This window comes from Pelomonas aquatica (assembly GCF_026712205.1).
GTDB lineage: Bacteria > Pseudomonadota > Gammaproteobacteria > Burkholderiales > Burkholderiaceae_C > Pelomonas > Pelomonas aquatica.
In genome coordinates, this window is record NZ_JAPPUW010000017.1 from 17,018 (window position 1) to 42,141 (window position 25,124).

At 69.9% G+C, this 25,124-nt stretch carries 28 protein-coding genes and 1 riboswitch; of the genes, 14 read left to right on the plus strand and 14 right to left on the minus strand.

All coding sequences use genetic code 11. From position 1 onward, the window contains the following. Positions 1-5: 5 nt before the first annotated feature. A complete protein-coding gene (gene dbpA, locus NYP07_RS17405; protein ID WP_268152687.1) occupies positions 6-1,412 on the minus strand; it encodes an ATP-dependent RNA helicase DbpA in 1,407 nt (468 codons plus the stop codon). 150 nt (positions 1,413-1,562) lie between these two features. On the opposite strand from dbpA, the gene NYP07_RS17410 reads away from it, so the two are divergent. Beyond that, entirely contained in the window at positions 1,563-2,057 is a 495-nt protein-coding gene (locus tag NYP07_RS17410) for a hypothetical protein (protein WP_268152689.1), read from the plus strand. Positions 2,058-2,067: 10 nt separating this feature from the next. Here the strand turns inward: NYP07_RS17410 and NYP07_RS17415 are convergent, their stop codons facing one another. From NYP07_RS17415 to NYP07_RS17440, 6 genes are all read right to left on the minus strand, one after another. Next, a complete protein-coding gene (locus NYP07_RS17415; RefSeq protein WP_268152691.1) occupies positions 2,068-2,658 on the minus strand; it encodes a hypothetical protein in 591 nt (196 codons plus the stop codon). An 11-nt stretch (positions 2,659-2,669) separates the two neighbouring features. Next, entirely contained in the window at positions 2,670-3,815 is a 1,146-nt protein-coding gene (locus NYP07_RS17420) for a M48 family metallopeptidase (protein WP_268152693.1), read from the minus strand. Continuing rightward, complete coding sequence (locus NYP07_RS17425) at positions 3,812-4,519, minus strand: hypothetical protein (RefSeq protein WP_268152695.1); 708 nt, start codon at positions 4,517-4,519, stop codon at positions 3,812-3,814. Before NYP07_RS17425 ends, NYP07_RS17420 begins: the two co-directional genes overlap by 4 nt. A 99-nt stretch (positions 4,520-4,618) precedes the next feature. Continuing rightward, positions 4,619-4,963 (minus strand): translation initiation factor Sui1, encoded by a 345-nt coding sequence (locus tag NYP07_RS17430; RefSeq protein WP_268152697.1) that lies wholly within the window; start codon positions 4,961-4,963, stop codon positions 4,619-4,621. Continuing rightward, complete coding sequence (locus NYP07_RS17435; protein WP_268152699.1) at positions 4,960-7,173, minus strand: S9 family peptidase; 2,214 nt, start codon at positions 7,171-7,173, stop codon at positions 4,960-4,962. The genes NYP07_RS17430 and NYP07_RS17435 overlap by 4 nt, the downstream gene beginning before the upstream one ends. A gap of 51 nt (positions 7,174-7,224) precedes the next feature. Continuing rightward, positions 7,225-7,617, minus strand: a complete 393-nt coding sequence (locus NYP07_RS17440) for a hypothetical protein (RefSeq protein WP_268152701.1) — start codon at positions 7,615-7,617, stop codon at positions 7,225-7,227. Positions 7,618-7,742: 125 nt separating this feature from the next. Here NYP07_RS17440 and NYP07_RS17445 point away from each other — a divergent pair, with 125 nt between their 5' ends. The 3 genes from NYP07_RS17445 to NYP07_RS23965 all read left to right on the plus strand — a co-directional run bounded on the left by NYP07_RS17445 (position 7,743) and on the right by NYP07_RS23965 (position 10,901). Beyond that, positions 7,743-8,402 (plus strand): peroxiredoxin, encoded by a 660-nt coding sequence (locus NYP07_RS17445; RefSeq protein ID WP_268152703.1) that lies wholly within the window; start codon positions 7,743-7,745, stop codon positions 8,400-8,402. 321 nt (positions 8,403-8,723) lie between these two features. After that, the gene (locus NYP07_RS17450) at positions 8,724-9,188 is read left to right on the plus strand and encodes a chemotaxis protein CheW (protein ID WP_268152705.1); all 465 of its coding nucleotides are present in this window, start codon (positions 8,724-8,726) and stop codon (positions 9,186-9,188) included. A gap of 36 nt (positions 9,189-9,224) precedes the next feature. After that, complete coding sequence (locus NYP07_RS23965; RefSeq protein ID WP_276597505.1) at positions 9,225-10,901, plus strand: methyl-accepting chemotaxis protein; 1,677 nt, start codon at positions 9,225-9,227, stop codon at positions 10,899-10,901. A gap of 20 nt (positions 10,902-10,921) precedes the next feature. Here NYP07_RS23965 and NYP07_RS17465 read toward each other — a convergent pair whose 3' ends face one another. The 3 genes from NYP07_RS17465 to NYP07_RS17475 are packed head-to-tail and all read right to left on the minus strand — an operon-like array spanning position 10,922 to position 12,881. Next, the gene (locus NYP07_RS17465) at positions 10,922-11,833 is read right to left on the minus strand and encodes a tRNA dihydrouridine synthase (RefSeq protein WP_268152842.1); all 912 of its coding nucleotides are present in this window, start codon (positions 11,831-11,833) and stop codon (positions 10,922-10,924) included. Positions 11,834-11,847: 14 nt separating this feature from the next. After that, on the minus strand, positions 11,848-12,342 hold the full coding sequence (locus NYP07_RS17470) for a M48 metallopeptidase family protein (RefSeq protein WP_268152707.1): 495 nt from the start codon (positions 12,340-12,342) through the stop codon (positions 11,848-11,850). A 56-nt stretch (positions 12,343-12,398) separates the two neighbouring features. Continuing rightward, positions 12,399-12,881, minus strand: coding sequence for a 6,7-dimethyl-8-ribityllumazine synthase (locus NYP07_RS17475; protein ID WP_268152709.1), 483 nt, complete (start codon positions 12,879-12,881; stop codon positions 12,399-12,401). Between the two features lie 88 nt (positions 12,882-12,969). Next, a riboswitch (FMN riboswitch) is annotated at positions 12,970-13,120 on the minus strand. 55 nt (positions 13,121-13,175) lie between these two features. On the opposite strand from NYP07_RS17475, the gene NYP07_RS17480 reads away from it, so the two are divergent. The 3 genes from NYP07_RS17480 to NYP07_RS17490 all read left to right on the plus strand — a co-directional run bounded on the left by NYP07_RS17480 (position 13,176) and on the right by NYP07_RS17490 (position 14,414). Then, positions 13,176-13,457: a 2Fe-2S iron-sulfur cluster-binding protein gene (locus tag NYP07_RS17480; RefSeq protein WP_268152711.1), complete on the plus strand. Its 282-nt coding sequence runs from the start codon at positions 13,176-13,178 to the stop codon at positions 13,455-13,457. 130 nt (positions 13,458-13,587) lie between these two features. Beyond that, the gene (locus NYP07_RS17485) at positions 13,588-14,178 is read left to right on the plus strand and encodes a 1-acyl-sn-glycerol-3-phosphate acyltransferase (RefSeq protein ID WP_268152713.1); all 591 of its coding nucleotides are present in this window, start codon (positions 13,588-13,590) and stop codon (positions 14,176-14,178) included. Further along, a complete protein-coding gene (locus NYP07_RS17490) occupies positions 14,175-14,414 on the plus strand; it encodes a VF530 family protein (RefSeq protein WP_268152714.1) in 240 nt (79 codons plus the stop codon). Before NYP07_RS17485 ends, NYP07_RS17490 begins: the two co-directional genes overlap by 4 nt. On the opposite strand, the gene minE is transcribed toward NYP07_RS17490, so the two are convergent. The 3 genes from minE to minC are packed head-to-tail and all read right to left on the minus strand — an operon-like array spanning position 14,411 to position 16,358. After that, positions 14,411-14,674: a cell division topological specificity factor MinE gene (gene minE / locus NYP07_RS17495; RefSeq protein ID WP_268152716.1), complete on the minus strand. Its 264-nt coding sequence runs from the start codon at positions 14,672-14,674 to the stop codon at positions 14,411-14,413. The two genes, NYP07_RS17490 and minE, sit on opposite strands and share 4 nt — an antisense overlap. Before the next feature lie 12 nt (positions 14,675-14,686). Next, complete coding sequence (gene minD / locus NYP07_RS17500) at positions 14,687-15,502, minus strand: septum site-determining protein MinD (RefSeq protein ID WP_268152718.1); 816 nt, start codon at positions 15,500-15,502, stop codon at positions 14,687-14,689. 28 nt (positions 15,503-15,530) lie between these two features. Further along, positions 15,531-16,358 (minus strand): septum site-determining protein MinC, encoded by an 828-nt coding sequence (gene minC, locus NYP07_RS17505; RefSeq protein ID WP_268152720.1) that lies wholly within the window; start codon positions 16,356-16,358, stop codon positions 15,531-15,533. A gap of 605 nt (positions 16,359-16,963) precedes the next feature. On the opposite strand from minC, the gene NYP07_RS17510 reads away from it, so the two are divergent. From NYP07_RS17510 to NYP07_RS17530, 5 genes are all read left to right on the plus strand, one after another. After that, positions 16,964-17,152 carry a hypothetical protein gene (locus NYP07_RS17510; protein WP_268152722.1) on the plus strand — a complete coding sequence of 63 codons (189 nt, stop codon included), beginning with the start codon at positions 16,964-16,966 and terminating at the stop codon, positions 17,150-17,152. A 31-nt stretch (positions 17,153-17,183) separates the two neighbouring features. Beyond that, complete coding sequence (gene metG, locus NYP07_RS17515; protein ID WP_268152724.1) at positions 17,184-19,229, plus strand: methionine--tRNA ligase; 2,046 nt, start codon at positions 17,184-17,186, stop codon at positions 19,227-19,229. 140 nt (positions 19,230-19,369) lie between these two features. Beyond that, on the plus strand, positions 19,370-21,016 hold the full coding sequence (locus tag NYP07_RS17520) for a SulP family inorganic anion transporter (protein ID WP_268152726.1): 1,647 nt from the start codon (positions 19,370-19,372) through the stop codon (positions 21,014-21,016). 21 nt (positions 21,017-21,037) lie between these two features. Continuing rightward, positions 21,038-21,241 (plus strand): DUF3460 family protein, encoded by a 204-nt coding sequence (locus tag NYP07_RS17525; RefSeq protein ID WP_268152728.1) that lies wholly within the window; start codon positions 21,038-21,040, stop codon positions 21,239-21,241. Between the two features lie 3 nt (positions 21,242-21,244). Further along, positions 21,245-22,087, plus strand: a complete 843-nt coding sequence (locus NYP07_RS17530) for a segregation and condensation protein A (RefSeq protein ID WP_268152730.1) — start codon at positions 21,245-21,247, stop codon at positions 22,085-22,087. Between the two features lie 16 nt (positions 22,088-22,103). Here NYP07_RS17530 and NYP07_RS17535 read toward each other — a convergent pair whose 3' ends face one another. Further along, entirely contained in the window at positions 22,104-22,559 is a 456-nt protein-coding gene (locus tag NYP07_RS17535) for a MaoC family dehydratase (protein WP_268152731.1), read from the minus strand. A 51-nt stretch (positions 22,560-22,610) separates the two neighbouring features. On the opposite strand from NYP07_RS17535, the gene kefF reads away from it, so the two are divergent. Together kefF and kefC are read left to right on the plus strand one after the other, a co-directional pair. Further along, the gene (gene kefF, locus NYP07_RS17540) at positions 22,611-23,267 is read left to right on the plus strand and encodes a glutathione-regulated potassium-efflux system oxidoreductase KefF (protein WP_268152733.1); all 657 of its coding nucleotides are present in this window, start codon (positions 22,611-22,613) and stop codon (positions 23,265-23,267) included. Next, positions 23,264-25,111: a glutathione-regulated potassium-efflux system protein KefC gene (gene kefC, locus NYP07_RS17545; RefSeq protein WP_268152735.1), complete on the plus strand. Its 1,848-nt coding sequence runs from the start codon at positions 23,264-23,266 to the stop codon at positions 25,109-25,111. Before kefF ends, kefC begins: the two co-directional genes overlap by 4 nt. Positions 25,112-25,124: the final 13 nt, after the last annotated feature.

Sequence of the window (25,124 nt, forward strand, 5' to 3'; positions counted from 1 at the left end):
CGGCGTCACTCCAGGTCCGCCAGCCGCCTGACCTTGACCTTGCGGCCCTTGAGCCTGCCCAGGGACAGCCGCCTCACGGCCTCCTGCGCGATGGCGCGCTCCACGGCGACATAGCTGTGGAAATCGGTGACGTTGATCTTGCCGATCTGGGCCGCCGCAAAGCCGGCCTCGCCGGTCAGCGCGCCGAGGATGTCGCCGGGGCGGATCTTCTCCTTGCGCCCGCCGAGGATCTGCAGCGTGTCCATCGCCGGCAGCAGCGGGCCGCCGGGCGCATCGCGCAAATCGCCGAGCGGCTGCCACTTGAATTCGGCGCCCTGCAGCTGCTCGATGCGGCCGATGCGGCCCATCTCGTCCAGGCTGGCCAGGCTCAGCGCCAGCCCTGAAGCGCCGGCTCGGCCGGTGCGGCCGATGCGGTGCACGTGCTGCTCGACGTCGGCGCTGATGTCCACGTTGATGACGCAGGCCAGGTTGGCGATGTCCAGGCCGCGCGCGGCCACATCGGTGGCCACCAGCACCGACGCGCTGCGGTTGGCGAACTGGATCAGCACCTGGTCGCGGTCGCGCTGCTCCAGGTCGCCGTGCAGGGCCAGCGCGACGAAGCCTTGCGCGGCGAGCACGGCCTCCAGATCGCGGCACTGCTGCCTGGTGTTGCAGAAGGCGATGGCCGACTCGGGGCGGAAGGCGCGCAGCAGGCGCGGCACGGCGTCCAGGCGCTGGGCCTCGGTCACCTCGAAGGCGATCTGGCGGATCGTCGACGCCGCCGCGCCCGGCCTGCCCCCGGCGCCGGCGACCTTGACCGTCTGTGGCTCGCGCATGAACTTCGCGGCGATGTCCGTCACGCCGTCGGGGAAGGTGGCCGAGAACAGCAGCGTCTGCCGGTTGGCGGGCGCGCGCCTGGCGACGGCCTTGATGTCGTCCAGGAAGCCCATGTCCAGCATGCGGTCGGCCTCGTCCAGCACCAGCGTGTTCAGCGCCGCCAGGTCCAGCGTGCCGCGCTCCAGGTGGTCGATGAGCCGGCCCGGCGTGCCGACGACGACGTGGGCGCCGTGGCTCAGGCTCTCGACCTGCGGGCGCATCGGGCTGCCGCCGCACAGGCTCAGCACCTTGATGTTGTCCGCCGCGCGGGCCAGGCGGCGGATCTCCTGCGTGACCTGATCGGCCAGCTCGCGCGTGGGGCATAGCACCAGCGACTGCACGGCGGCCAAGTCGGCCTTCAGCCGGTGCAGCAGCGCGATCGCGAAGGCCGCCGTCTTGCCGGAGCCGGTCTGGGCCTCGCCGATGAGGTCGCAGCCGGCCAGGGCCAGCGGCAGGCTGGCGGCCTGGATGGGCGTCATCTGCGCATAGCCGAGCTGGTCGAGGTTGGCCTGCATGGCCGGGCTCAGCGGCAGGCGGGAAAAGGCGGTCTCTGTCATCGCCGGATTGTCGCGGCTGGGCCGCACGCGGCCGGCCGGCGTGATTTCCCGCACGAGGCGGCCCGGGCCGCCGGCCGGGCTTGCAATTGCTCACAGCGCGGTCAGCCCCTCGACTCCTAGCATCCGGCTTGCCCGCGCGCCCCGATCCGCATGCCAACCCCTCCGCCCTCTTCCACGCCCGGCCGCACGGCCGAGCCGCGCCTTCTCAGCGGCGCGGGTGGCGGCCGCGACCGGCGCAGCGCGCCGCGCACCGAAGCCTCCACCGCCAGGGCCACCGTGCCCGTGCAGCGGCCCGGGCCGCAGGCCGGCCGGGCCACCGCGAAGCCGGCCACGCCGCGCTGGCTGAAGGGCTTCGTCATCGGCGGCGTGCTGCTGGCCGTGGGGATGCCGGCTGCGGTGCTGATATCGCGCTCCATGCTCGTGCAGCAGGTCCTGACCGAGCAGAGCAGTTCCAAGGCCTCGATGGTCTGCACGGGCGGCGATGCCCGCGCCGCCGACGGTTCCGGCGTGCTCGGCTGGCTGTTCGGCGGCTCCTATTTCCAGTGCGCCGACTGGGAGACGCACGAAGCCCGCCTGCAGCGCGAGCGCGACCAGGCGCAGGCCAGCTATCTGGCCCGCGAGAAGGCCAGGCAGCAGGCCCGGTAGGTGCTTGTGCTCAGCCGCGCAGGCTGACGCTCCGGATCAGGCTCTCCACTCGCGGCTGATAGCGCGGGAAGAAGACCAGGCGCGGCGCGCTGTAGCTGACCAGGAAAAGCTCGCCGTCCCTCACGCGCCCATAGGCCACGCCCTTGAGCGGCACTTCGTCGACCTTGCGGATCGTCGAGTATTCGAAACGGAAACCCTTGCCGCCGAGGAACTCCGCCGGCTCCAGCTTGTCCAGCGTGAAGCTGGAGCCGTCCTGGGTCTGCAACGACTGGAAAAGCGCCACGATGTCGGCCGGCTGCATCGCGGCCTTGAAGATCAGCGGCTGGCGGCCCTTGGGCGGATGGGCCGGGCCGAAGGTCTGGCCATCCTTGACGTCCGTGTAGAAGCGCAGCGCGTCGATGGTGATGCCTTCCATCGTCCAGGTCGGGATGCCCGCCGTCAGCCCGCCGCCGAACTGGTTCCAGGCGGCGTCGACCTTGACGGCCATGCGCTTGCCGACGGTGACCTCGCCAACCTCGACGCGAGTGACGGGTGCGGCGCAGGCCGCCAGCAGCAGGCTGAATGCCAGCATCGCCAGGCGGGCGCGGATGGTCTTGTTCATGGTGTTCCTCCTCACAGCAAACTCTTGATCATGGCCACGTCGGGCGCGGCCGGCGCCTTCTCGACATAGCGCCCGAAGGCTTCGCGGGCCTGTTCGGCGTCGTCACGGCTGCGATGCAGATAGCCGAGCGACCGGTAGACCTCGGCCGGCTCGCTGCCCAGCGCGATGGCCCGCTGGAAGTCGGCCTGCGCCAGATCCAGGTCGCCGTCGGCCGCGCGCAGGCGCCGCGCCTCGCCGCGGCCATAGAGCAGGTCGGCGCGCTCGGGTTGGCGTTCGACGAGGCGATTCAGCAGGGCCAGGGTTTCACGGGTCTGGCCGCGCTTGAGCTCGTCTTCCAGCATCTGCGTCTGGAGACCCGCCAACGCGCGGCGGTGCTCCGCCTCGCCGACATAGCTGGCCTCGTCGCCGGCGGACAGTTCCCGCAGCTTGTCGCCGCGCTCCGCGGAGCCGGGGTGACTCGCGAACAAGGGGTTGCGAAGGCCGGGGTCGCCCCCGTGCATGGCCGCCAGTTCCAGTTGCAGGTTGTCCCAGACCTTGGGCGCCTCGTGGGTGTCGTAGCCGGCCTGACGCATCAAGGCCAGGCCGATCTGGTCGGCCTGGCGCTCCTGGTCGCGGGAGAAGCCGAAGGCGCCGGCCAGCGTCGCCATCTGCCCCACCAGGCCGACCAGGCCGAACATGCCCAGGAACATGCCGAAGGCCGAACGCGACTTCACGTCCCGCAGCCGCTCCAGCGTGTGGCGCTGCAGGTAGTGGCCGATCTCGTGGCCGATGACGGCGGCCAGCTGGGCCTCGTTGTCCACGCGCAGCAGCAGGCCGGTCCAGACCTGCATCATGCCGTTGGGCGCCATGCTGGCATTGAAGAAGGGGGTGCGCACCGGGTAGACGCGCACGTCGGGGCAGTGGTTGCCGGCCAGCTTGCAGGCCATGTCCTGCAGATACTTCTGCAGGGCCGCATCCCGCACCAGGAAGGGACTGCGGCGCAGCCTCGTCTCCTCGCGGTCCATCATGGCCCACAGGCCGCCTTCCTCGGTGGCCACGTCGGGGCGCTCGAATCGCGGCGGAGCCAGCCAGCTGCCCTGCGCTCGGCTCGCGGCCGGGCCGAGCAGGCCGGACAGCGCCAGGCACTGGGCGCAGCCGATCAGCGCGCGGCGCTTCATTGCGGCTTGGGGAAGCCGGTCAGCAGCACTTCGATGGATTCGGCGGCCTCCTTGGCCTCGCGCAGGTCGCCGCTGCCACGGGCCAGCCGGTTGAACCACAGCACCTTGCCGCTGTTCAGGTCCACCAGGGACGCATAGCCCATCTGCATGCCGCCGGTCAGGCCGACGCCGAGCAGGGCCAGGCCGACCATGGCCAGCTTGCGCTCGGCGCTGGCATAGCTGTCGCGCACCCAGATGAACAGGCCGTAGTCGGCGCCGCTCCTGGCCTGCAGGTCGCGCAGCGCGTCATCGAAGCTCCAATCCAGCTTGCCGCCCTTGGTCGGCAGCGACCACACGCCGCCGGTGGCATGGTGCAGCGCGATCGAGCGCGCCACAGCGGCGTGCAGGGCCATGGGCTCGGCGAACTCGTCGGCCGCCTTGTCGTCCATCAGCTGGGCCGTCAGGCCGATCGACTGCGTGCGCCGCACCAGCTCGGCTTTCATGTACGTCTGCGCATGGGCCGTCCAGTCGGCCTTGGGCTCGGGCACGCCTCCCGCCGACAGGGAATAGAGCTCCACATCCACCGGCATGACGACCAGCCTGGCGGCCTGGGGAAGAGCGACGAAGCCCGGCGCCAGGTTCTTGCTGTTGTCGGCCGCCGCCGCGGCCAGCGTGGCCGCGCCAACCAGCGCGCCGGCCAGCAACGCACGCAATGTCTTGTTCATCTTCCGTCCTCCCTCGTGACGGCCGCGAATGTAGCGGCGCCGGATGACGGTCGGGCTGAAGGTTTTCACGGACCTCGCCAAGGTCCGTGAATTTTTCCGTCAGCCGCCGGCGCGCTTGACGGTCCAGCCCTCGGGCCGAGCCTGCAGCCAGGCCATGAGCTTGTCGGCATGGTCGCCCTGGATCTCGACGACGCCGTCCTTCACCGTGCCGCCGCTGCCGCAGGCGGCCTTGAGCTGCTTGGCCAGCGCGGCCAGCGCCGCATCGTCCAGCGGCAGGCCGCGCACGACGGTGACGCCCTTGCCCTTGCGGCCCGCCGTCTCGCGGCTGACGCGCACGATGCCGTCGCCGGCCGGCCTGGCCTTGGCCTTGCAGGCGCATTGCGCGACGGGCTTGCCGCAGCCCGCGCAGGCGCGGCCGAAGTCGGTCGAATAGACGAGAGTCATTGGCCGGGCTTCAAATGTCTGTCGAAGAAGGCGTCCATCGTGCGGTAGAGGTGCAGCCGCGCCGCGCGGCCGGCGATGCCGTGGGCCTTGCCGGGGTAGATCTGCAGGTCGAAGCTCTTGCCGGCGGTCTGCAGGGCCTCGACGAGGCGCAGCGTGTGCTCGAACAGCACGTTGTCGTCGGCCGTGCCGTGCATCAGCAGCAGCGGCCGGCTCAGCAGCGCGGCGCGGGCCGGCAGGTTGGCGCCGGCATAGGGCTCGGCCCTGCCGGCATCGGGCATGCCGAGATAACGCTCCGTGTAGGCGGTGTCGTAGAGCGTCCAGTCCGTCACCGGCGCCACGGCCACCGCGGCGGCGAAGGGCGTGTCCGCATCCAGCACCGCTCTCGCGGCCAGGAAGCCGCCATAGCTCCAGCCGAAGAAGCCGATGCGCGCCGGGTCCACGCCCGGCACGCGGCCGGGCAGCTCGCGCACGGCGGCGAACAGGTCGGCCACCTCGTTGCTGCCGAAGGCATGGTGGTGGGCGCGCGTGAACTCGCGGTCGCGGTGCTGCATGCCGCGCGTGTCCAGCATCAGCACGCCGTAGCCGCGCTGCTGCCAGTAGGCGATCAGCGGCATGTCGCGGCCCCAGGCCCAGTTCACGGTGGCCGAGCCGGGGCCGCCATAGGCCATCACGATGACCGGGTGCCTGCCTTCGCGGCGGTCCTGGGCGGCGAAGAAGAAGGCGTTCAGCGGCGTGCGGCCGTCGGCCGCGGTCAGCGCCAGCGCCAGCGGCGTGTTGGCATAGGCCTTGAGGTCGGGCGAGGGCGGGTCGCCGGCCAGCGCGATGGCCGTGTCCTGGCCGAGGCTGCGCAGTTCCAGCCGCGGCGGCTCGCTCCAGGCCGAGCGCGTGACGAGCAGCCGCGTGCAGGCGCTGTCGGCCTTGGCGTCGCGCCACTGGCGGCTGGCCGCGCCCGGCAGCAAGCGGGCCTGGCCGCCGGCCAGCGGCTGGGCGTAGAGCTCCTGCGCCTTGCCAACGTCGCCGGCCGCCGCGAAGACGAGCTGCTCGGCGTTGGCGCAGATGGCATGGGCCACGGGCTCGGCCTGCTGGGTCAGCGGCGTGCGCCGGCCGCTGGCGCGGTCGACCAGCAGCAGCTGGCGCCGGCCCGAGGCCTCGCTGGACCAGAGCAGGCCACGCGGCGTCTCGATGAGGTCGTCCTGCACCTCGACCCAGGCCGGGTCGGTCTCGACGGTGATGTCGTGCGGCGCGGCGCCGGGCTTGAACTCGGCCAGCGTCAGCCGCGTCTGGTCGCGCGTGAACCACTGCAGCCAGGGCGTGCCGTCGGCGAACCAGCCGGCGCGCGGGATGTATTCGGCCGCCGCGGGCAGCGGCAGCTCGCGGCGCTGGCCGGTCGCGGCGTCGATGACGAAGGCCGCGACCCTGGCATTGGCCTCGCCCGCCGCCGGGTAGCGCTGCTGCGTCATCGCCGTACGGTCGGCAAAGATCTGGGCGCGGGTCTTGACGGCGACGCCGGACTCGTCCACGCGCAGGGCCAGCAGCGACTTGCCGTCCTTGCTCCACCAGTAGCCGCGCTGGCGCGACAGCTCCTCGGCGGCGATGAACTCGGCCAGGCCCCAGCCCACGGTGGCGCTGCCGTCGCTCGTCAGCCGGCGCGGCTGGGCGCCCGCGGCCAGCGGCAGCACGAAGAGGTTGCCGCCCTGCACATAGGCCAGGTTCCGGCCATCGGGCGTGCAGCGCGGGTCCTGCTTGGGCGCGTCGGGCGAATGCGTCAGGCGCTGGGGCTCCGGGCCATGGGCGCCCAGGTGCACCAGGTAGAGGTCGCCCGACAGCGGGAAGAGCAGTGCCTGGTCGTCCTGGCCGCACCACTGGTAGCCGGTGATGCCGCGCTGGTTGATGCGCTGGCGCTCCAGGGCCATCTTCTCGGCTTCGCTGAGCTTCTGCGCGGCGCCGCCGAGCAGGTCGGCCGCGGCCACCAGCTTGCGCGGCTCGCCGCCGGCGGCGGGTTGGGCCCACAGCTCCAGCACCTCGCTGTCGGCCTGCGAGGGCCGCAGGAAGCTGACCCATTGGCCGCCGGGCGAGACCTCGGCCTGGCGCGGCAGGCGGCCGGCCAGCGGCGGGTCGGCGGTGATGCACTCGAGCGTCAGCGCGGGTTCGGCATGCGCGCCGCCAGCCAACAGCGCAGCGGCGAGGAGGAGAGGAACAGGCAGTTTCATGCGCGCATGCTAAGCGCGCCGCGCGGACGCCCGGCGCCTGCTCGAGGCCTCTCAGCCCGGTGTGCCGCCGATGAAGCCCAGCGTCAGCCCGCCGACGAAGCAGACGACGCCGAACCAGGCCGTGATGGCCAGCTCGCGGCGCATCGTCGTGCCGCTTTTCAAGGCGCCGGTGGCGACGCGGAACTTCCAGCTCGGGATGGACCAGACGGCGACCAGATTGGCCAGCAGGCTGAGCAGCAGCAAGGCCACGGCGATGGCCAGCACGACGCCGTCGGGCGTCGAAAAGCCGGGCTTGCTGCCGAACACGGTGATGACGACGAAGCTGCCCGTCACCAGCGACGAGAACCAGCTGTGGAAGGCGCTGCGGTCGCGCAGCCATTCGAGAACGCAGGGACGGGTCTCGTCGTCGATGCGGCTGAGGTCGAGGGCGCGGACTTCGGACATGGCGGTCAACGAGCCTACGCCCGGTGGCCGCGCTGCAGCAATAGAAGTTCTGCGAACAAGCTCATGCGCAACAGGCCCTTGCTTCGTTCCTATCATTCAGCTCCCACGCACTCACGGAGCTCGCCATGTCCCTGCGCATCAACGACATCGCCCCCGACTTCACCGCCCAGACCACGCAAGGCCAGATCGGCTTCCATGACTGGATCGGCGACAAGTGGGCCATCCTGTTCTCCCACCCCAAGGACTTCACGCCGGTGTGCACGACCGAGCTGGGCTATATGGCCAAGATCGAGCCCGAGTTCACCAAGCGCAACGCCAAGCTGATCGGCCTGTCGGTGGACCCGGTGGACAACCACCACCGCTGGGCCGCCGACATCGAGGAGACCCAGGGCCACCTGCCCAAATACCCCATGATCGGCGACCACGACCTGCACGTGGCCAAGCTCTACAACATGCTGCCGGCCGACATCGAAGGCACGTCCGAGGGCCGCACGGCCGCGACCAACGCCACCGTGCGCTCGGTCTTCATCGTCGGCCCGGACAAGCGCATCAAGCTGATGCTGACCTACCCGATGACGACGGGCCGCAACTTCGACGAGATCCTGCGCGTGCTGGACAGCCTGCAGCTGACCGCCAAGCACAAGGTCGCCACGCCGGTGAACTGGAAGCCGGGCGAGGACGTCATCATCGCCGGCTCGGTGTCGGACGAAGACGCCAAGGCCCTCTTCCCCGCGGGCTGGCGGGCGCCCAAGCCCTATCTGCGCATCACCAAGCAGCCGGGCTGAGCGTCTTCGCTCGGCGGCGCGGCCGGGTGCGGGCGGGAGCCCGCCCCGGCCGCTGTGCTTTCGGGACCCGTTCGCGGTCTCCAGCGTCGACGGCCTCGCGCCGGGCCAAGGCCAACTCTGACATTTTTATCAATTATTAGCCGATCGATCGGCACTGGCTGCCGCACCGACCCGGACGCGCCGAGGTCAGACCTGCGCCAATCGCCCAATCCATCGACATTTTCGAGGAATTCTGCACGCACGGAGGTCATGCGCATCGGCCGGCAAATTGCCAAAATGAATTTATCAAAATTATCATTTTGCGAACCCAACAGGCTGACCATGACCGCAATTTCCATCATCGAGAACAAGGCCGTCGCGACGGCTGCGGCGCCCGAGGTGCTGGCCTCGCGCCTGGGCGCCGAGGAGTACGGCATCGACATCCTCGCCGTGCAGGAGATCCGCCGCTACGAGGCGCCGACCCGCCTTGCCAATGCCGCCGGCCACCTGCTGGGCGTCACGGACCTGCGCGGCGTCATCGTGCCCATCGTGGACCTGCGCCGCAGCATGGGCCTGCCGGCCGAATACGGCGCGAACACGGTCACCGTCGTCGTCAACGTCGCACGCCGCACCGTGGGCCTGGTCGTCGACTCGGTGTCCGACGTGCTGGCGCTGCAGCCCGGGCAGGTGCGGCCCCGCCCCGGCCCTGCCGCCGACTGCATCCGGGGCCTTGCCACGCTCGAGGGCGCGCAAGGCCCGCGCCTGCTGCTGCTGCTCGACATCCCCGCGCTGCTGCGCGACCTCTGAACGCCAACCCCTCACCAGGAGATTCCCGTGATCGCAATGAAGAACCTGCGCATCGGCACCCGACTGGGTGTCGCCTTCGCCCTCGTGGCGCTGCTGATGATCCTGCTGGCCGCGGCCGGGTGGCTGGGCCTGGCCAACGTGCGGGCCGACATGGACGCCGTGCTGCACGACCGCTATGCGAAGGTCAGGATCCTCGCCGACATCACCGACGGCGTGAACCTGCAGGCCCGCCTCGCGCGCAACCTCGTCATCATGGACTCGAGCGCCGAGCGCGAGCAGGGGATCGTAAGAATCCGGACCTCGCGCGAGCATCTCGCAAAAACCTACGAGGATCTGCGAAGCCGGCTGAACAAGCCCGAAGCCCGCTTGCTGTTCGAGAAGGTGATGCAGGAGCGGACCGGCTTCGTCGCGGAACTGGACGACCTCGTGCGGCTGGTGCAGGCCGGCGACACGGCCGCCGCCAAGAGCCTGCTGCTGGAGAAGCTGCGCCCGCGCCAGCAGAGCTACCAGAAGGGCCTGAACGAATTGGTCGCCTTCCAGGAGCGCCTGATGCACGAATCGGGCGAATCCACCATCGCCACCGTCGACAAGGTCACCAGGCTGCTGATCGGCGGCGCGTTGCTGGGCCTGGCCCTGGCCGTCGCGGCCGGCGTCATCGTGACCCGCTCCGTCACGCGGCCGGTTGCCCGGGTCGTGGCCGCCCTCAGGACCGTGGCCGGCGGTGACCTCACCGTCAAGGTCGCGACGGACCGCGGCGACGAGCTGGGCGAGCTGCAGCGCGCGCTGGCGGACACGGTCGGCGCGCTGCGCCGCGTCGTCGGCGACGTGCGCGCCGGCGTCGACTCCGTCTCCACGGCCTCCGGCCAGATCGCGGCCGGCAACCAGGACCTGTCCAGCCGCACCGAGCAGCAGGCCTCCAGCCTGCAGGAGACCGCCAGCTCGATGGAGCAGCTCACGGCCACCGTGCGCCAGAACGCCGACGCGGCCCGCGCGGCCAGCGGCCTGGCGGCCAACGCCAGCATGGCCGCCGGCCACGGCGGCGCGGTCGTCAGCCAGGTCGTCGGCACGATGGACGAGATCAGCGCGAGCAGCCGCAGGATCGTCGAGATCATCGGCACCATCGACGGCATCGCCTTCCAGACCAATATCCTGGCGCTGAACGCGGCCGTGGAGGCGGCCCGCGCGGGCGAGCAGGGCCGCGGCTTCGCCGTCGTGGCCAGCGAGGTGCGAGTGCTGGCCCAGCGCAGCGCCGAGGCGGCCAAGGAGATCAAGGCCCTGATCGGCAACAGCGCCGACAAGGTGGAGGCCGGCAGCCGCCAGGTCGCCGAGGCCGGCCAGGCGATGCAGGACATCGTCGCGCAGGTGGGCAAGGTCAACGACCTGATCCGCGAGATCGCCGGCACCGCCGACGAGCAGAGCAACGGCATCATGCAGGTCAACACCGCCGTCACGCAGATGGACCAGGTCACCCAGCAGAACGCGGCCCTCGTCGAGGAAAGCGCCGCGGCGGCCAGCAGCCTGGCCCAGCAGGCCCAGGCCCTGGCCGAGGCCGTGGCGGCCTTCCGCCTCGAATCCGCCGGCGCCGCCAAGCCCAGGCCGGTGGCCGCGCCGGCAGCGGTGAAGGCCGCCGTGGCGCCGCCCGCACCGCTGCCGGCAGTACGCCGCCCGGCAAAGCGCGCCGCGGCCGACGAGCTCACCTGGGAATCGTTCTGACCCGCGCGCGGCGGCGCTCTTCACTCGGCGAACAGCCGCCGCGCCAGTTCGTCCGCGACATTGACGGTGCGCAGCGCCGCATGGGCCGCTTCGGCCTCGGGGTAGGCCCGCTTCAGGTAGTGCAGCCACTGCTTGAGCCGCCCGCCCTGGTGCCGCGGCGCGACGGTGGCGCGCACCTGGTCGAAAAAGATCTGCATCAGCGGCAGCAGCTCGCGCCAGGGCACGGGCGTGGCGCGTGCGCCGGCCACGCGCAGCGCGAGGCCGGGGTCGGCCACCATGCCGCGGCCCAGCATCAGGTGCTCGCAGCCGCTGCGCTCGCGCGCCAGCCCGGCATGCTCGACGGTCCAGATCTCGCCGTTGGCGACGACGGTGATGGGCACGGCCTCGCGCACGGCGGCGATGCGCTCCCAATAGGCCGGCGGCTTGTAGCCATCGGCCTTGGTGCGGGCGTGCACGACGATCTCGCTGCCGCCGGCCGCATGGATGGCGCGGGCCACGTCCAGCGTCTTGCTCGTGTCCATATAGCCCAGGCGCATCTTGGCCGACACCATCACGTCGGCCGGCACCGCGCGGCGCACGGCGGCGACGATGGCGTGGATCAGCTCGGGCTCGTCCAGCAGCACGGCGCCGCCGCGGTGGCGGTTCACGCACTTGGCCGGGCAGCCGAAGTTCAGGTCGATGCCCTCGGGCCTCAGCTCGGCCAGGCGCGCGGCGTTCTCGGCCAGGCATTGCACATCGGAGCCCAGCAGCTGCGGATGCACCGGCACGCCGGCCGCCGTGCGCCCGCCGGTCTTCAGCTCCGGCACGATGCGCGTGAACACGCGGCTGGGCAGCAGCTGGTCGGTCACGCGGATGAACTCGCTGACGCAACGGTCCACGCCGCCGACGCGGGTCAGCACGTCGCGCAGGATGTGATCCAGCAGCCCTTCCATGGGCGCCAACAGGATCACTGCGGGTTCTCCATGTTCATCAGATACAGCCGCAGGTCGAATTCGAGCTGGAAGTAGTCCGGCTCCATGTGCTGGCAGAGCTGGTAGAAGGCCTTGTTGTGGTCCAGCTCGCGCAGATGGGCCAGCTCGTGCACGACGATCATGCGCAGCAGCGCGGCGGGTGCCTCCCTGAACAGCGTTGCGACACGGATCTCGCGGCGCATCTTCAGCTTTGCGCCCTGCACCTGCGTGCGGCGCGTGTGCGTGCCCAGGGCCTGCTGCAGCACACGCAGCTTGGCATCAAACCCGACGAAGTTCAGCGGGCCGGCGTTGCGCAGATGGCGGGTCTTCAGCGCCTGCACATAGTCGAACAGCGCGCCGTCGCTGCGCACCTCGTGGCACTCGGGCAGGCGGCGCGCGAGGTGCTCGGCCAGGCGGCCGTCCAGGCGCAGCTGCTCGGCCTGCTGGATGAGTTCGGGGGGATAGCCGGCGAGGTAGCGGGCGGCAAGCATGCGAATGGGATGAAAGAAGGACGCGGCGCCATGGTGGAGCCGCGCCGGGAGCGAGGTCAGGCGGTCAGCGCATCCAGGCTGTCCAGGCTCGCTATTGTCGCGAGGCAGGCGCGCGCCACCTCCACGCCCTTGGTCGAGAAGTGCTCGGCGAAGAAGCGCTTGTGCTCGCCGTGCTCGTGGAAGTGGTGCGGCGTCAGCACCGCGGAGAACACCGGCACGTCGGTCTCCAGCTGCACCTGCATCAGCGCGCTGATGACGGCCTGTCCGACGAAGTCGTGACGGTAGATGCCGCCGTCCACGACGAGGCCGCAGGCGATGACGGCATCGAAGCGCCCCGTGCGCGCGAGGCGTCTGGCATGCAGCGGGATCTCGAAGGCGCCGGGCACGTCGATGACGGTGACCTGTTCCGCCGGAATCCGACATCGGTCGAACTCATGGCGGATGGCCGAGACGGCGACGCCGACGATGTCCTTGTGCCAGCTGGCGGCCACGATGGCCACGCGGGGCGGTTGAGCGGGAGTGGTGAGGGTCTGATTCATGGTGTCCTCTTGAAAGACGGTTTTGCCAGAATCAGGGCAAGCGCACGCAGCAGCGGTGCCTGGCCTCGTGAAGGCAAGCACCGCTGCGACGCGATCTCTTTCATCCGGACTGTGACCGTCGGCCCTGGCTTCGCACCAGGTCTGCTGACCCCTGGCCAGCGCAGTGGCCAAGGCGCTCGCGGGCTCGTGCTTGCGCACATACCGCCGGTGGGGACTTCCACCCCGCCCTGAGAACGCTGCCGATCTTGCGGATCGGCGCGCGCATGCTAACGGCGCGGCGGCATGATGTCGGTCATGTCCGAGACAGATTCATTCCGCGTGACCCTGCGGCCCGGCGGCGAGAGCTTCGACTGCGCGGCCGACCAGCCGCTGATGCTGGCCGGCCTGGCGGCGGGCATCGCGCTGCCCTGGTCCTGCCGCAACGGAACCTGCCGCACCTGCATCGCGCGCCTGGTCGAAGGCCGCGTGGAGCACCGCATCGAATGGCCGGGCCTGTCGGTCGAGGAAAAGGCCGAAGGCTTCATCCTGCCCTGCGTGGCCGAGCCGCGCAGCGACCTGACGCTGCAATGGCTGTGAGCCATCCACAGCCGCTGTGGACAAACCCGTGAACAGCCTGCGGGCGGAAGCGCCAAGTGCTTGGCTCAACAAGGCTTTTCTTGCGCTGCCTCAGATTGAGGCAGGCCGGCGCGACGAGACAATCGCGGCCATGCATCGCACCATCTTCACGACACCCGGGGTCAGCACGCTGCTGCGCGGTGTCTCGCTCGCCTGGCTCAGGCTGGCCGGCTGGACCGTGCAGGGCCGGCTGCCGCCCGAGGCGCGCAAGAGCGTCTTCATCGCTGCCCCGCACACCAGCAACTGGGACCTGCCCTACACCCTCTTCGCCGCGTTCGCGCTGCGCCTGACGCCCTATTGGATGGGCAAGGCGTCCATCTTCAGCTTCCCGTTCGGCGCGCTGATGCGCTTCCTCGGCGGCATTCCGGTGGACCGCAGCAAGTCCAGCAACCTCGTCGCCGCATCGGCCGAGGCGCTGCAGGCGGCCGACGGGCCGGTGCAGCTCATCGTGCCGCCCGAGGGCACGCGCAGCCGGACGATCTACTGGAAGACGGGCTTCTACTGGATCGCCGTCACGGCCAAGCTGCCCATCGTCATGGCCTACATGGACTACCCGCGCAAGCTGGTCGGCCTGGGGCCGCTGTTCACGCCGACGGGCGACGTCGACGCCGACATGGCGGCCATCAAGCGCTACTACGCCCAGTTCAAGGGCAGGAACTCGGACCAGTTCACGCACGAATGAACACGACGCCCAAAGACCCGCTGCACGGCATGACGCTGGAGACCATCGTGAACGCGCTGGTCGAACATTTCGGTTGGACAGAACTCGGCCAGCGCATCGAGATCAAGTGCTTTCGCATCGACCCCAGCGTGTCGTCGAGCCTGAAGTTCCTGCGCAAGACGCCGTGGGCGCGCGCCAAGGTCGAGGGTCTCTACCTGTTCATGCGGCGCGAGCAGGCCCGCGCCGCCAGGGTTTAGCGACCGCCAGGCTCCGGCAGTTCGATCTTGACTTCGAGCACCTCCAGATCGCCCTGGCGCTCCATGTGGACCTTGATGTCGTCGGGGTTGATCGACACGTATTTGCTGATGACGGCCACCAGTTCGCGCTGCAGCTGCGGCAGGTAGTCGGGGCTGGCGCTGCGGCCGTTGCGCTCGTGCGCGAGGATGAGCTGCAGCCGCTCCTTGGCGACGCTGGCCGAGCTCTTCTTTTCGCCGAGGAAGAAGTTCAGGAATCCCATCGTTCGGCCTCCTTACTTCGCCCCGAAGACGCGCTTGAACCAGCCCGGCTTCACGGCCTCGGTGAAGCGCATCGGCTTGTCTTCGCCGAGGAAGCGCGCGACGACGTCCTTGTAGGCCTCGGCCACATCGGTGCCCTGCAGGTGGATGGCCGGCGTGCCCTGGTTGGAGGCCTGCAGCACGCTCTCGCTCTCGGGGATGACGCCGATCAGCGGCGTGCGCAGGATCTCGTGGATGTCGTCCAGGCTCAGCATCTGGCCGCCCTCGACGCGGTTGGGGTTGTAGCGCGTGATGAGCAGATGCTCCTTCACGGGCTCCTTGCCCTCGATGGCGCGCCGGGTCTTGCTGCTCAGCATGCCGAGGATGCGGTCGCTGTCGCGCACCGACGAGACCTCGGGGTTGGTCACGACCAGGGCCTCGTCGGCGTAATGCATGGCCATCAGCGCGCCGGTCTCGATGCCGGCCGGCGAGTCGCAGACGATGTAGTCGAACTCCATCGCCTTGAGCTCGCCCAGCACGCGCTCGACGCCTTCCTGCTTCAGCGCGTCCTTGTCGCGCGTCTGCGAGGCGGCCAGGATGAAGAGCTTGTCGAGCTGCTTGTCCTTGATGAGGGCCTGGGTCAGCTTGATCTCGTCGTTGATGACGTTGATGAGGTCGTACACGACGCGGCGCTCGACGCCCATGATGAGGTCGAGGTTGCGCAGGCCCACGTCGAAGTCGATGACGCAGGTCTTGTGGCCGCGCATCGCGAGGCCGGTGGCGAAGCTCGCGCTGGTGGTGGTCTTGCCGACCCCGCCCTTGCCGGAGGTGACGACGACGATCTTGGTCATCTGGGTGTTTCCTTGCTGTGAATGGCGTTCAGGTGAGGGGCTGCAGCAGCAGCTTCTCGCCCTGGAGATGGACCTGGGCCGGCTTGCCCGCCACGTCGGCGGGCAGCGGGTTCTCGGCGGTGCGGTAGATGCCCGCGATGGCCAGCAGTTCGGCTTCCAGGCTCTGGGTGTAGATGCGCGCCGAGGTGTCGCCGCGCGCGCCGGCAATCGCCTTGCCGCGCAGCGGCGCATAGACGTGGATGCTGCCGTCGGCGATGACCTCGGCGCCGTGGCTGACGACGGCCAGCACGACGAGGTCGCCGCCCTTGGCATAGACCTGCTGGCCCGAGCGCAGCGGCTTGTCGATGACCAGCGTCGGCGCCGGCGCGGCCGGTTTCTCGATGATCTTCTCGACGGTGATCTCGCGCACCACCTCGCGCACGGTCTCGGCAGGCGCCGCCTGCACGGCGCGTTCGGTGGCCGGCTCGTCGGCCGCGTCGGCCAGCCCGAGTTCATGGGCCAGGGCCAGTTCCTCGGCCGTCGCGCCCGCCACGGCCACGGGCTGCAGCTGGCTGGCGCGCAGCAGTTCGACGATGGCCCTGAGGTCGACCGGCGCCGGGCCGTCCAGCGCCAGCGCGGCCTGGCCCTCGGCGGGCGCGGCCGGCGCGCGCTGCACGCCGCTCAGGTCGATGACGACGGGCTCATGCCCGAAGCCGCCCTGGCCGGCCCGCTCGGCCCAGTCGGCCGCGAGTTCCGCCATGTCGGCGCTGTGCAGCACCAGGCCCAGCAGGCTGAAGCGGCGCGACTTCAGTTCGAAAGCGCCGGCGCGCGCTGCGCCCTTGTTGCGCCCGCCGCTGTCCCTCGTCGTCTCCGCCATTGCCCCGCCGCCGCCCGTTCAAAAGGCCGCGAGTTTAGCCGCCGGCCCCGGATCGACTTCTCGGGGACTGCCCCGAAAGCGCCGGGCAGGCCGCCCAAAAAACGGGCAGGCCAGCGCCGCCAATGGCCGATCAGGCACTTAGCGCCGCTGTCGTCAGCCGGCCCACAGACTTGTCCACAGTTGACGGGGACAAACCATGTCGCGCTGTCGTCCAGACGCGTGACATCCGCACGTCGTGGCTTGACTTATCCCCATATCTGGCAGGCGTCAAGCGTTTTGAACCCTGAGCCCTGACACCGCTTGCACATCCCCGGCCATCGCGCTAAGTGGTTGATTCATATAGCCCGCTCACCACTGCCCAAAAATTCAGCAACCTAAGCGGAGCCGCATCGCACAAGGGCTTGGCCGCGATGGAGGGGGGTTCTCCACAAAGTTTTCCACAGACTCGGTGGATAGCTTGCCGAAGCATTACGGATCAGTGACTTAGCCCGCTTCCTTGATGCGTTCTATAGCTTTCGCCGCCAAGTGCGGCCGCATGCCGCCGGGATGGGCGGGTTACATTGGGCGCTGCCCGCGGCCTTGCGGGCGCCCCAGGAGAAAAGCCCTTGGCCACGCCGAACTACAGCTACGAGAAACGCCAGCGCGAGCTGGCCAAGAAACGCAAGGCCGAGGAAAAACGCCAGCGCAAGCTGAGCGGCAAGCCGGCCGACGAGTCCGCGCCGGACGGCACCGAGGCCGAGGCCGATACCGCGCCGACGACCGGCGAGACCAACCCGGCCGAGCCGCAAACCTAAAATCCGCCGTTTCCCCCGTTCCGCCGTCTCCATGACCCGCCAGCTCTTCGTCACCACCGCCCTGCCCTATGCGAACGCCGGTTTCCACATCGGCCACATCATGGAGTACACCCAGGCCGACATCTGGGTTCGCTACCAGCGCATGGCGGGTTCGCAGGTGCACTTCGTCTGCGCGGACGACGCCCACGGCGCGCCGATCATGATCGCGGCCGAGAAGGCCGGGAAGACGCCGCAGGACTTCGTCGCCGGCATCGCGGCCGGCCGCAGGCAATACCTCGACGGCTTCCACATCAGCTTCGACAACTGGCACTCCACCGACGGCGCCGAGAACCACGAGCTGTCCAAGGCCGTCTACCTCGCGCTGCGCCATAACGAGCTGATCTCGACGAAGACCATCGAGCAGTTCTTCGACCCGGCCAAGTCCATGTTCCTGCCGGACCGCTTCATCAAGGGCGAATGTCCCAAGTGCGGCGCCAAGGACCAGTACGGCGACTCCTGCGAGGTCTGCGGCGCGGTCTACGCGCCCACCGAGCTGAAGAACCCCTACTCGGTGCTGTCCGGCGCGACGCCGGTGCTGAAGACCAGCGAGCACTACTTCTTCCGCTTGAGCGACCCGCGCTGCGTCGACTTCCTGACCCAGTGGACCCAGGAGCCCGGCCGCCTGCAGCCCGAGGTGCTGAACAAGATCCGCGAGTGGTTCGAGCCCGACGAGGAAGGCAACAACCGCCTCAGCGACTGGGACATCAGCCGCGATGCGCCCTACTTCGGCATCGAGATCCCCGACGCACCGGGCAAATACTTCTACGTCTGGCTGGACGCGCCCATCGGCTACCTGGCCTCGCTGAAGAACTACTTCGGCAAGATCGACAAGGATTTCGACGCCTTCATGGCCGACGAGTCCGTGGAGCAGGTGCACTTCATCGGCAAGGACATCACCTATTTCCACACGCTGTTCTGGCCGGCCATGCTGCACTTCAGCGGCCGCAAGACCCCCAACCACGTCTTCGTGCACGGCTTCATGACCGTCAACGGCGGCGAGAAGATGAGCAAGAGCCGCGGCACCGGCCTGGATCCGCTGAAATACCTGAGCCTGGGCCTGAACGCCGAGTGGCTGCGCTATTACATCGCCGCCAAGCTGAACAACCGCGTCGAGGACATCGACTTCAACCCCGAGGACTTCGTCGCCCGCGTCAACAGCGACCTGGTCGGCAAGTTCATCAACATCGCGTCGCGCGCGGCCGGCTTCCTGACCAAGCGTTTCGACGGCAGGCTCAGCGCCGACCTCGGCGTGGAAGGCCTCACGCTGCTGGACGCGCTGCGTGCGCAAAGCGCCGCCATCGCCGAGCTCTACGAGACCCGCGAGTTCGGCAAGGCCCTGCGCGAGATCATGGCCCTGGCCGACAAGGTCAACGAGTTCGTCGACCAGAACAAGCCCTGGGAGCTGGCCAAGCAGGAAGGCATGGACGCGGCCCTGCACGACGTCTGCAGCGTCTGCATCGAGGCCTTCCGCCTGCTGACGATCTACCTCAAGCCCGTGCTGCCGGCACTCAGCGCCCAGGTCGAGGCCTTCCTGAAGGTCGAGCCGCTGCGGTGGAGCGACAGCGCCCGCGCCCTCGGCGCCCACCGGATCGGCGCCTACCAGCACCTGATGCAGCGCGTGGACCTCGCCAAGGTCGAACAGCTGTTCGAGGCCCCGCCCGCGCCCAAGCTCGTCCCGGGCGGTGAAGACATCGCGCCCGAGATCAAGATCGACGACTTCGCCAAGGTCGACCTGCGCATCGCCAAGATCGTCAAGGCCGAGCATGTCGAGGGCTCGGACAAGCTGCTGCGCCTGACGCTGGACGCCGGCGAAGGCAAGACCCGTAACGTCTTCAGCGGCATCAAGGCCGCCTACAGGCCAGAGGACCTGGAAGGCAAGCTGACCGTGCTGGTCGCCAACCTCGCGCCGCGCAAGATGAAGTTCGGCATCAGCGAGGGCATGGTGCTGGCCGCCAGCCATGCCGACGAAAAGGCCAACCCCGGCATCTTCGTGCTCGAGCCCCACACCGGCGCGCAGCCGGGCATGCGGGTGCGCTGACCCCATGTGCCGAGCGACGCCCTGCTCGCTGCTCGGCCTTCGAGGCATGACTCGGCGTCGGCGCTTCATCGCCGAGCGCTACCACTGCGGACCTCCGAAGGCGACGCCCACCGCGTCGCTTTTGCACCTTCGGAGGTCCCATGCCGCTGCCCCGACTCCAGCCCTTCCGCCCGCGCAGCCTCGAGCTGCTCGCGGGCTACTCGCGCGAGCGCCTGCTCGCTGACATCGGCGCCGGCCTGACGGTCGGCATCGTCGCCCTGCCCCTGGCCCTCGCCTTTGCGATCGCCTCCGGCCTGCGCCCCGAGCAGGGCCTGGCCACGGCCATCGTCGCCGGCTTCCTGATCTCGGTGTTGGGCGGCTCCAGCGTGCAGATCGGCGGGCCTGCCGGCGCCTTCATCGTCGTGGTCTATGGCATCCTGCAGCGCCACGGCCTGGCCAATCTGCTGCTGGCGACGATGGGCGCGGGCGTGCTGCTGTTCGCGATGGGCGCGCTGCGCCTGGGCGTGCTGGTGCGCTACATCCCGGTGGCCATCGTCACCGGCTTCACCAACGGGATCGCGGTGCTGATCGCGCTCGCACAGCTGAAAGACTTCCTCGGCCTGCGCATCGAGAAGATGCCGGCCGACTTCTTCGGCCAGATCGCCGCGCTGCGAGAGCACATCGGCAGCCTCAACCCCGTCGCGCCGGCGATGGCCGCCGCCTGCATGGCCCTGGTGCTGTTCTGGCCCAGGAACATCGTGCAGGACAAGCCGCTCGCCGGCATCCGCCGCTGGCTGGCCCTGCTGCCCTCCACCGTCATCGCCCTGGTCGGCGCCACCACGGCGACGGCCCTGCTGCAGCTGCCGCTGGAGACCATCGGCAGCCGCTTCGGCGGCATCCCGCAGACGCTGCCGGCGCCGGCCTGGCCGGACATGAGCTGGTCCGGCATGCAGCAGCTCGTCATCCCGACGCTGACGCTGGCCCTGCTGGGCGCCATCGAATCCCTGCTCTGCGCCCGCGTCGCCGACAAGCTGACGCCCGAGCTGCCGCGCCACGACCCCAACCAGGAGCTGATGGCCCAGGGCCTCGCCAACCTCGCGGCGCCGCTGTTCGGCGGCCTGCCCGCCACCGGCACGATTGCGCGCACCGTCACCAACATCCGCGCCGGCGCGACCGGCCCGGTGGCCGGCATCGTGCACGCGCTGACGCTGCTCGGCATCCTGCTCGTGGCCGCGCCGCTGGCCGTGCACGTGCCGCTGGCGGCGCTGGCGGGCATCCTGCTCGTCGTCGCCTGGAACATGGCCGAATGGCACGAGTTCGCGCGGCTGCGGCGCTTCAACCTGACCTACCGCACGCTGCTCATCGGCACCTTCGTGCTGACGGTCGTCACCGACCTGACCGTGGCCGTCGAGGTCGGCCTCGTGACCTCCTGCGTCTTCTTCGTCTGGCGCATGGGCCAGCTTTTTACGCTCAAGCGCGTCGAGGACCAACCCTTGCCGGACGGCGTCGCCGCCTACGAGCTCTACGGCGCGCTGTTCTTCGGTGCCGTCGGCAAGCTCGAACCCCTGCCCGAGCAGCTGCCGGCGGGCACGCGGGCCGTCGTGCTCGAGATGCACCGCCTCGTCGTCATGGACACCTCGGGCATGGAGGCGCTGCGCGAGCTGCACCGCGCGCTGCTCAAGCGCGACACCGCCCTCATCCTCGCCAACGTGAACCTGCAGCCGCTGAGCCTGCTGCAGCGCTCCGGCCTGGCCGACGAGCTGGGCGAGACCGGCATCGTGCCCTCTTTAGGCGAACTAAAATCCTGAGCCCCCCCTGCGAGACCCGCCATGCCGCTGTTCTGGAAGCCCTACAAGTCCGAAGTCACCCAATTCATCGACCAGCTCAAGGCCCAGCGCCCGACGCTGGAGGCCGAGCAGCGCGCCGGCCGTGCGCTGCTGTGGGACCGCGACCAGGACCGCGCCGCCCAGGCCGGCTTCGACCAGGCCCGCGTGCCCCAGAAGCCCTACGTCTACCAGACGGACAACAAGTAAGCCGTGACGACGGCCGTGGCCGACGAGCCCAGCCAGGCCGAGTCCGACCTGCCCGAGACGGTCGACACGGTCGCCGTCGCTCGCCTGTACGGCGAGCCGCTGTTCCAGATGCCGCTGGACCTCTACATCCCGCCGGATGCGCTGGAGGTCTTCCTGGAAGCCTTCCAGGGCCCGCTGGACCTGCTGCTCTACCTGATCCGCAAGCAGAACTTCAACATCCTCGACATCCCGCTGGCCGACGTGACGCGCCAGTACCTGAGCTATGTCGAGCAGATCCGCCGGCACAACCTCGAACTGGCCAGCGAATACCTGCTGATGGCGGCGATGCTCATCGAGATCAAGTCACGCATGCTGCTGCCGCCCAAGAAGAGCGAGGACGGCAAGGAGGTCGAGGACCCGCGCGCCGAGCTGGTGCGGCGCCTGCTGGAGTACGAGCAGATGAAGCTGGCCGCCGCCCGGCTGGACCGCCTGCCGCTGCTGGGCCGCGACTTCCTGCGCGCGCAGATCCACATCGAGCAGTCGCTGACGCCCAGCTTCCCCGACGTCTCCACTGCCGACCTGCGTGACGCCTGGCTGGACATCCTCAAGCGCGCCAAGCTCAACCAGCACCACCGGATCAGCCGCGAGCAGCTGTCGGTGCGCGAGCACATGAGCATCGTGCTGCGCCGGCTGCAGGGCCGGCGCTTCGTCGAGTTCGAGCAGCTGTTCGACGTGACGCGCGGCCAGGCCGTGCTCGTCGTCACCTTCATCGCGATGCTGGAGCTGGCGCGCGAGCGCCTGCTGGAGATCACGCAGGCCGAGGCCTTCGCGCCGATCTACGTCCGGCTGGCCTACACGCCGACCTGAGCTGCAGGGACCGGGTTCAACGATAGTGCCGAGCCAGGCTCTCGGCCACGCACACCGGCTTGTCCGCGCCCTCGCGCTCGATGGACACCTCCACCGTCAGCTGCGTGGCGCCGCCCGCCACCTCGTCCAGCGCCAGCAGCCTGAAGGCCGCGCGCAGCCGGCTGCCCACCGGCACCGGCGCCGTGAAGCGCACCTTGTTGAGGCCGTAGTTGACGACCATGCGCGTTTCGCGCACCGAGAAGCCGGTTTCGAAGAAATAGGGGATCAGCGACAGCGTCAGGAAGCCATGCGCGATCGGGCCGCCGAAAGGCCCGGCCTGGGCGCGCTCGGGGTCGGTGTGGATCCACTGCCTGTCCTCGGTTGCTTCGGCGAACGCATTGACGCGGGGCTGGTCGACCGTGATCCAGTCGCTGTGCCCCAAGGATTGGCCCACCAGGGGTTGAAGGTCGGCAAGGGTGTCGAAGAGGCGCATCGGGGCAGACGAGGGTGGAGCTGAAACGCGGGGACGTTACCCTAGCCCCCCATGCCCGAAAGTAGCCCCCGCGACATCCTCGTCCTCGCCGCCCACCCCGACCTGGCGCGCTCCCAGGTCACGCAGACCCTGCTGCGTGCGCTGCGCGCCTCGCCCGCCGCCGCCCGCGTCGAGCTGCGCGACCTCTACCGCCTCTACCCGGACTTCCACATCCACGTCGAGGCCGAGCAGCGCGCACTGCAGGCCGCCAGGCTGGTGGTGATGCTTCACCCCATCTACTGGTACAGCATGCCGGCGCTGCAGAAGCTCTGGCTGGACGACGTGCTGCGCCTGGGCTGGGCCTACGGCCCCGGCGGCACGGCCCTGCACGGCAAGGACTTCTGGCTGGTGGCCTCCACCGGTGGCGGCGGCGAGGCCTATTCCGAAGCCGGCCACAACCACCATGCCATCGGCGAATTCCTGCTGCCCTACCAGCAGTCCGCCAAGACCTGCGGCATGCACTGTCTGCCGCCGCAGATCCTGCATGCGGCCCATCGCGCAACCGAGGCCGAGCTCGACGCGCACGCCCGGCTGTTCGTGAAGCGGCTGCAGCACTACCCCGACTGGTGCCGGTCCCTGGCCGCGCCCGAGGTCGGCGACGAAGAGGCCGTGGCGCTGGACGAGAGGCCGCCGATGTTCACGGAGTTCGAGGCCGGAGGCGCAGCATGAGCCAGGCCCACTGGCTGCAACTGCCCCTCGTCCTGCTGGCCGCCGCCGTGCTGGCCGTGCCGCTGGCGCGCTATCTGCGGCTGGGCGCCATCCTGGGCTATCTCGTCGCGGGCCTGGCTGTCGGCCCCGCGGTGCTGGGCCTGGTGCCCGAGAGCACGGCCATCCCCGAGGTCGCCGAGCTGGGCGTCGTGCTGATGCTTTTCCTCGTCGGCCTGGAACTGGAGCCCAAGCGGCTGTGGGCCATGCGCCGGCCCATCTTCGGCTGGGGCAGCGTGCAGCTGCTGGGCTGCGCGGCGGTGCTGACGGCCGTGGGCATCGCCACCGGCCACCCGTGGCGGCTGTCGCTGGTGGTCGGCCTGGGCCTGGCGATGTCGTCCACTGCCGTCGCGCTCGCGGTGATGGCCGAGCGCAACCTGGGCCGCACGACGGCGGGCGAGAGCATCCTGTCGGTCGCGCTGCTGCAGGACATCGCGGCCATCCCGGTGCTGGCCCTGGTGCCGGTGCTGGCGCTCAGCGGCGCGCACGACGACGGCGACGGCCGCACCTGGCTGGCCGCGGCCAAGGCGGTGGGCGCCATCGTGACCATCATCTTCGGCGGACGGCTGCTGCTGCGCCCCGCGCTGCGCTGGATCGCCCACAGCAAGACGCCCGAGATCTTCACGGCCGCGGCCCTGCTGCTGGTGCTGGGCACGGCGGCGCTGATGCAGCTCGTCGGCCTGTCCATGGCGCTGGGCGCCTTCCTGGCCGGCGTGCTGCTGGCCGAGAGCGAATACCGCCGCGAGCTGGAGACCGACCTGGAGCCCTTCAAGGGCCTGCTGCTGGGCCTGTTCTTCATCGCCGTCGGCATGGGGCTGGACCTGAAGGCCGTGGCCGCCCGGCCGGGCTTCGTCGCGGCCGTGCTGGCGGCGCTGCTGGCCTGCAAGATCTTCGTGCTGGTGCTGATGTCCAGGGCCATGAAGATCCCCCTCGTCGAGCGCCCGGCCTTCGTCATCCTGCTGGCCCAGGGCGGCGAGTTCGGCTTCGTCGTGTTCCAGCTCGCGCAGGGCGAGGGCATGATCGACGCGGCCCAGAACTCGGCCCTGGTCGCGGCCATCGCGCTGTCGCTCGCGCTGACGCCGCTGCTGCTGACCGGCGGCGACCGGCTGATGTCGCAGAAGCTCGCCCGCCTGGGCCGGCAGCGCAAGCGCGAGGAGGCGCCGCCGCCGCCCGCGCCCATCCTCATCGCCGGCAGCGGCCGCTACGGCCAGGTCATCGGCCGGCTGCTGCGCGCCAGCGGCCTGCATGCCACCGTGCTCGACCACGACGCCGAGGCCATTGAGAGCCTGCGCCGCTTCGGCTGGACGGTCCACTACGGCGACGCGACGCGGCTGGACCTGCTCAAGAGCGCCGGCGCGGCGAGCGCGCGCATCCTCGTCATCGCCATCGACGACATCGGCCAGAGCGTGGAGCTCGCCACGCTGGCGCGCGAGCATTTCCCGCAGCTCGCCATCGTGGCCCGCGCGCGCAATGTGCAGCACTACTACCAGCTGCGCGAGCTGGGCGTCAGCCACATCGAGCGCGAGACCTTCGAGTCCGCGCTGCTGAGCGCCCGCAGCGTGCTGGAGCTGACCGGCGTTGAGCCCCACGCCGCGCGCCGCCAGGCGCTGCGCTTCAGGCGCCACAACCTCGAACTGCTCGAAACCATGGTGCCGCTGCAGCGCGACGAGAGCGCGCTGATCGCCGCCGCCAAGCTGGGCCTGCAGCAGTTCGACCAGCTCATCGCCGCCGAGCGCGCCGCCGAGGAGGGCCATCGCCGGGCCCAGCGCGCCGGCTGGGACAGGCAGGACGGCGCCCCCGCGCCATGAAGGCCGAGGCCCT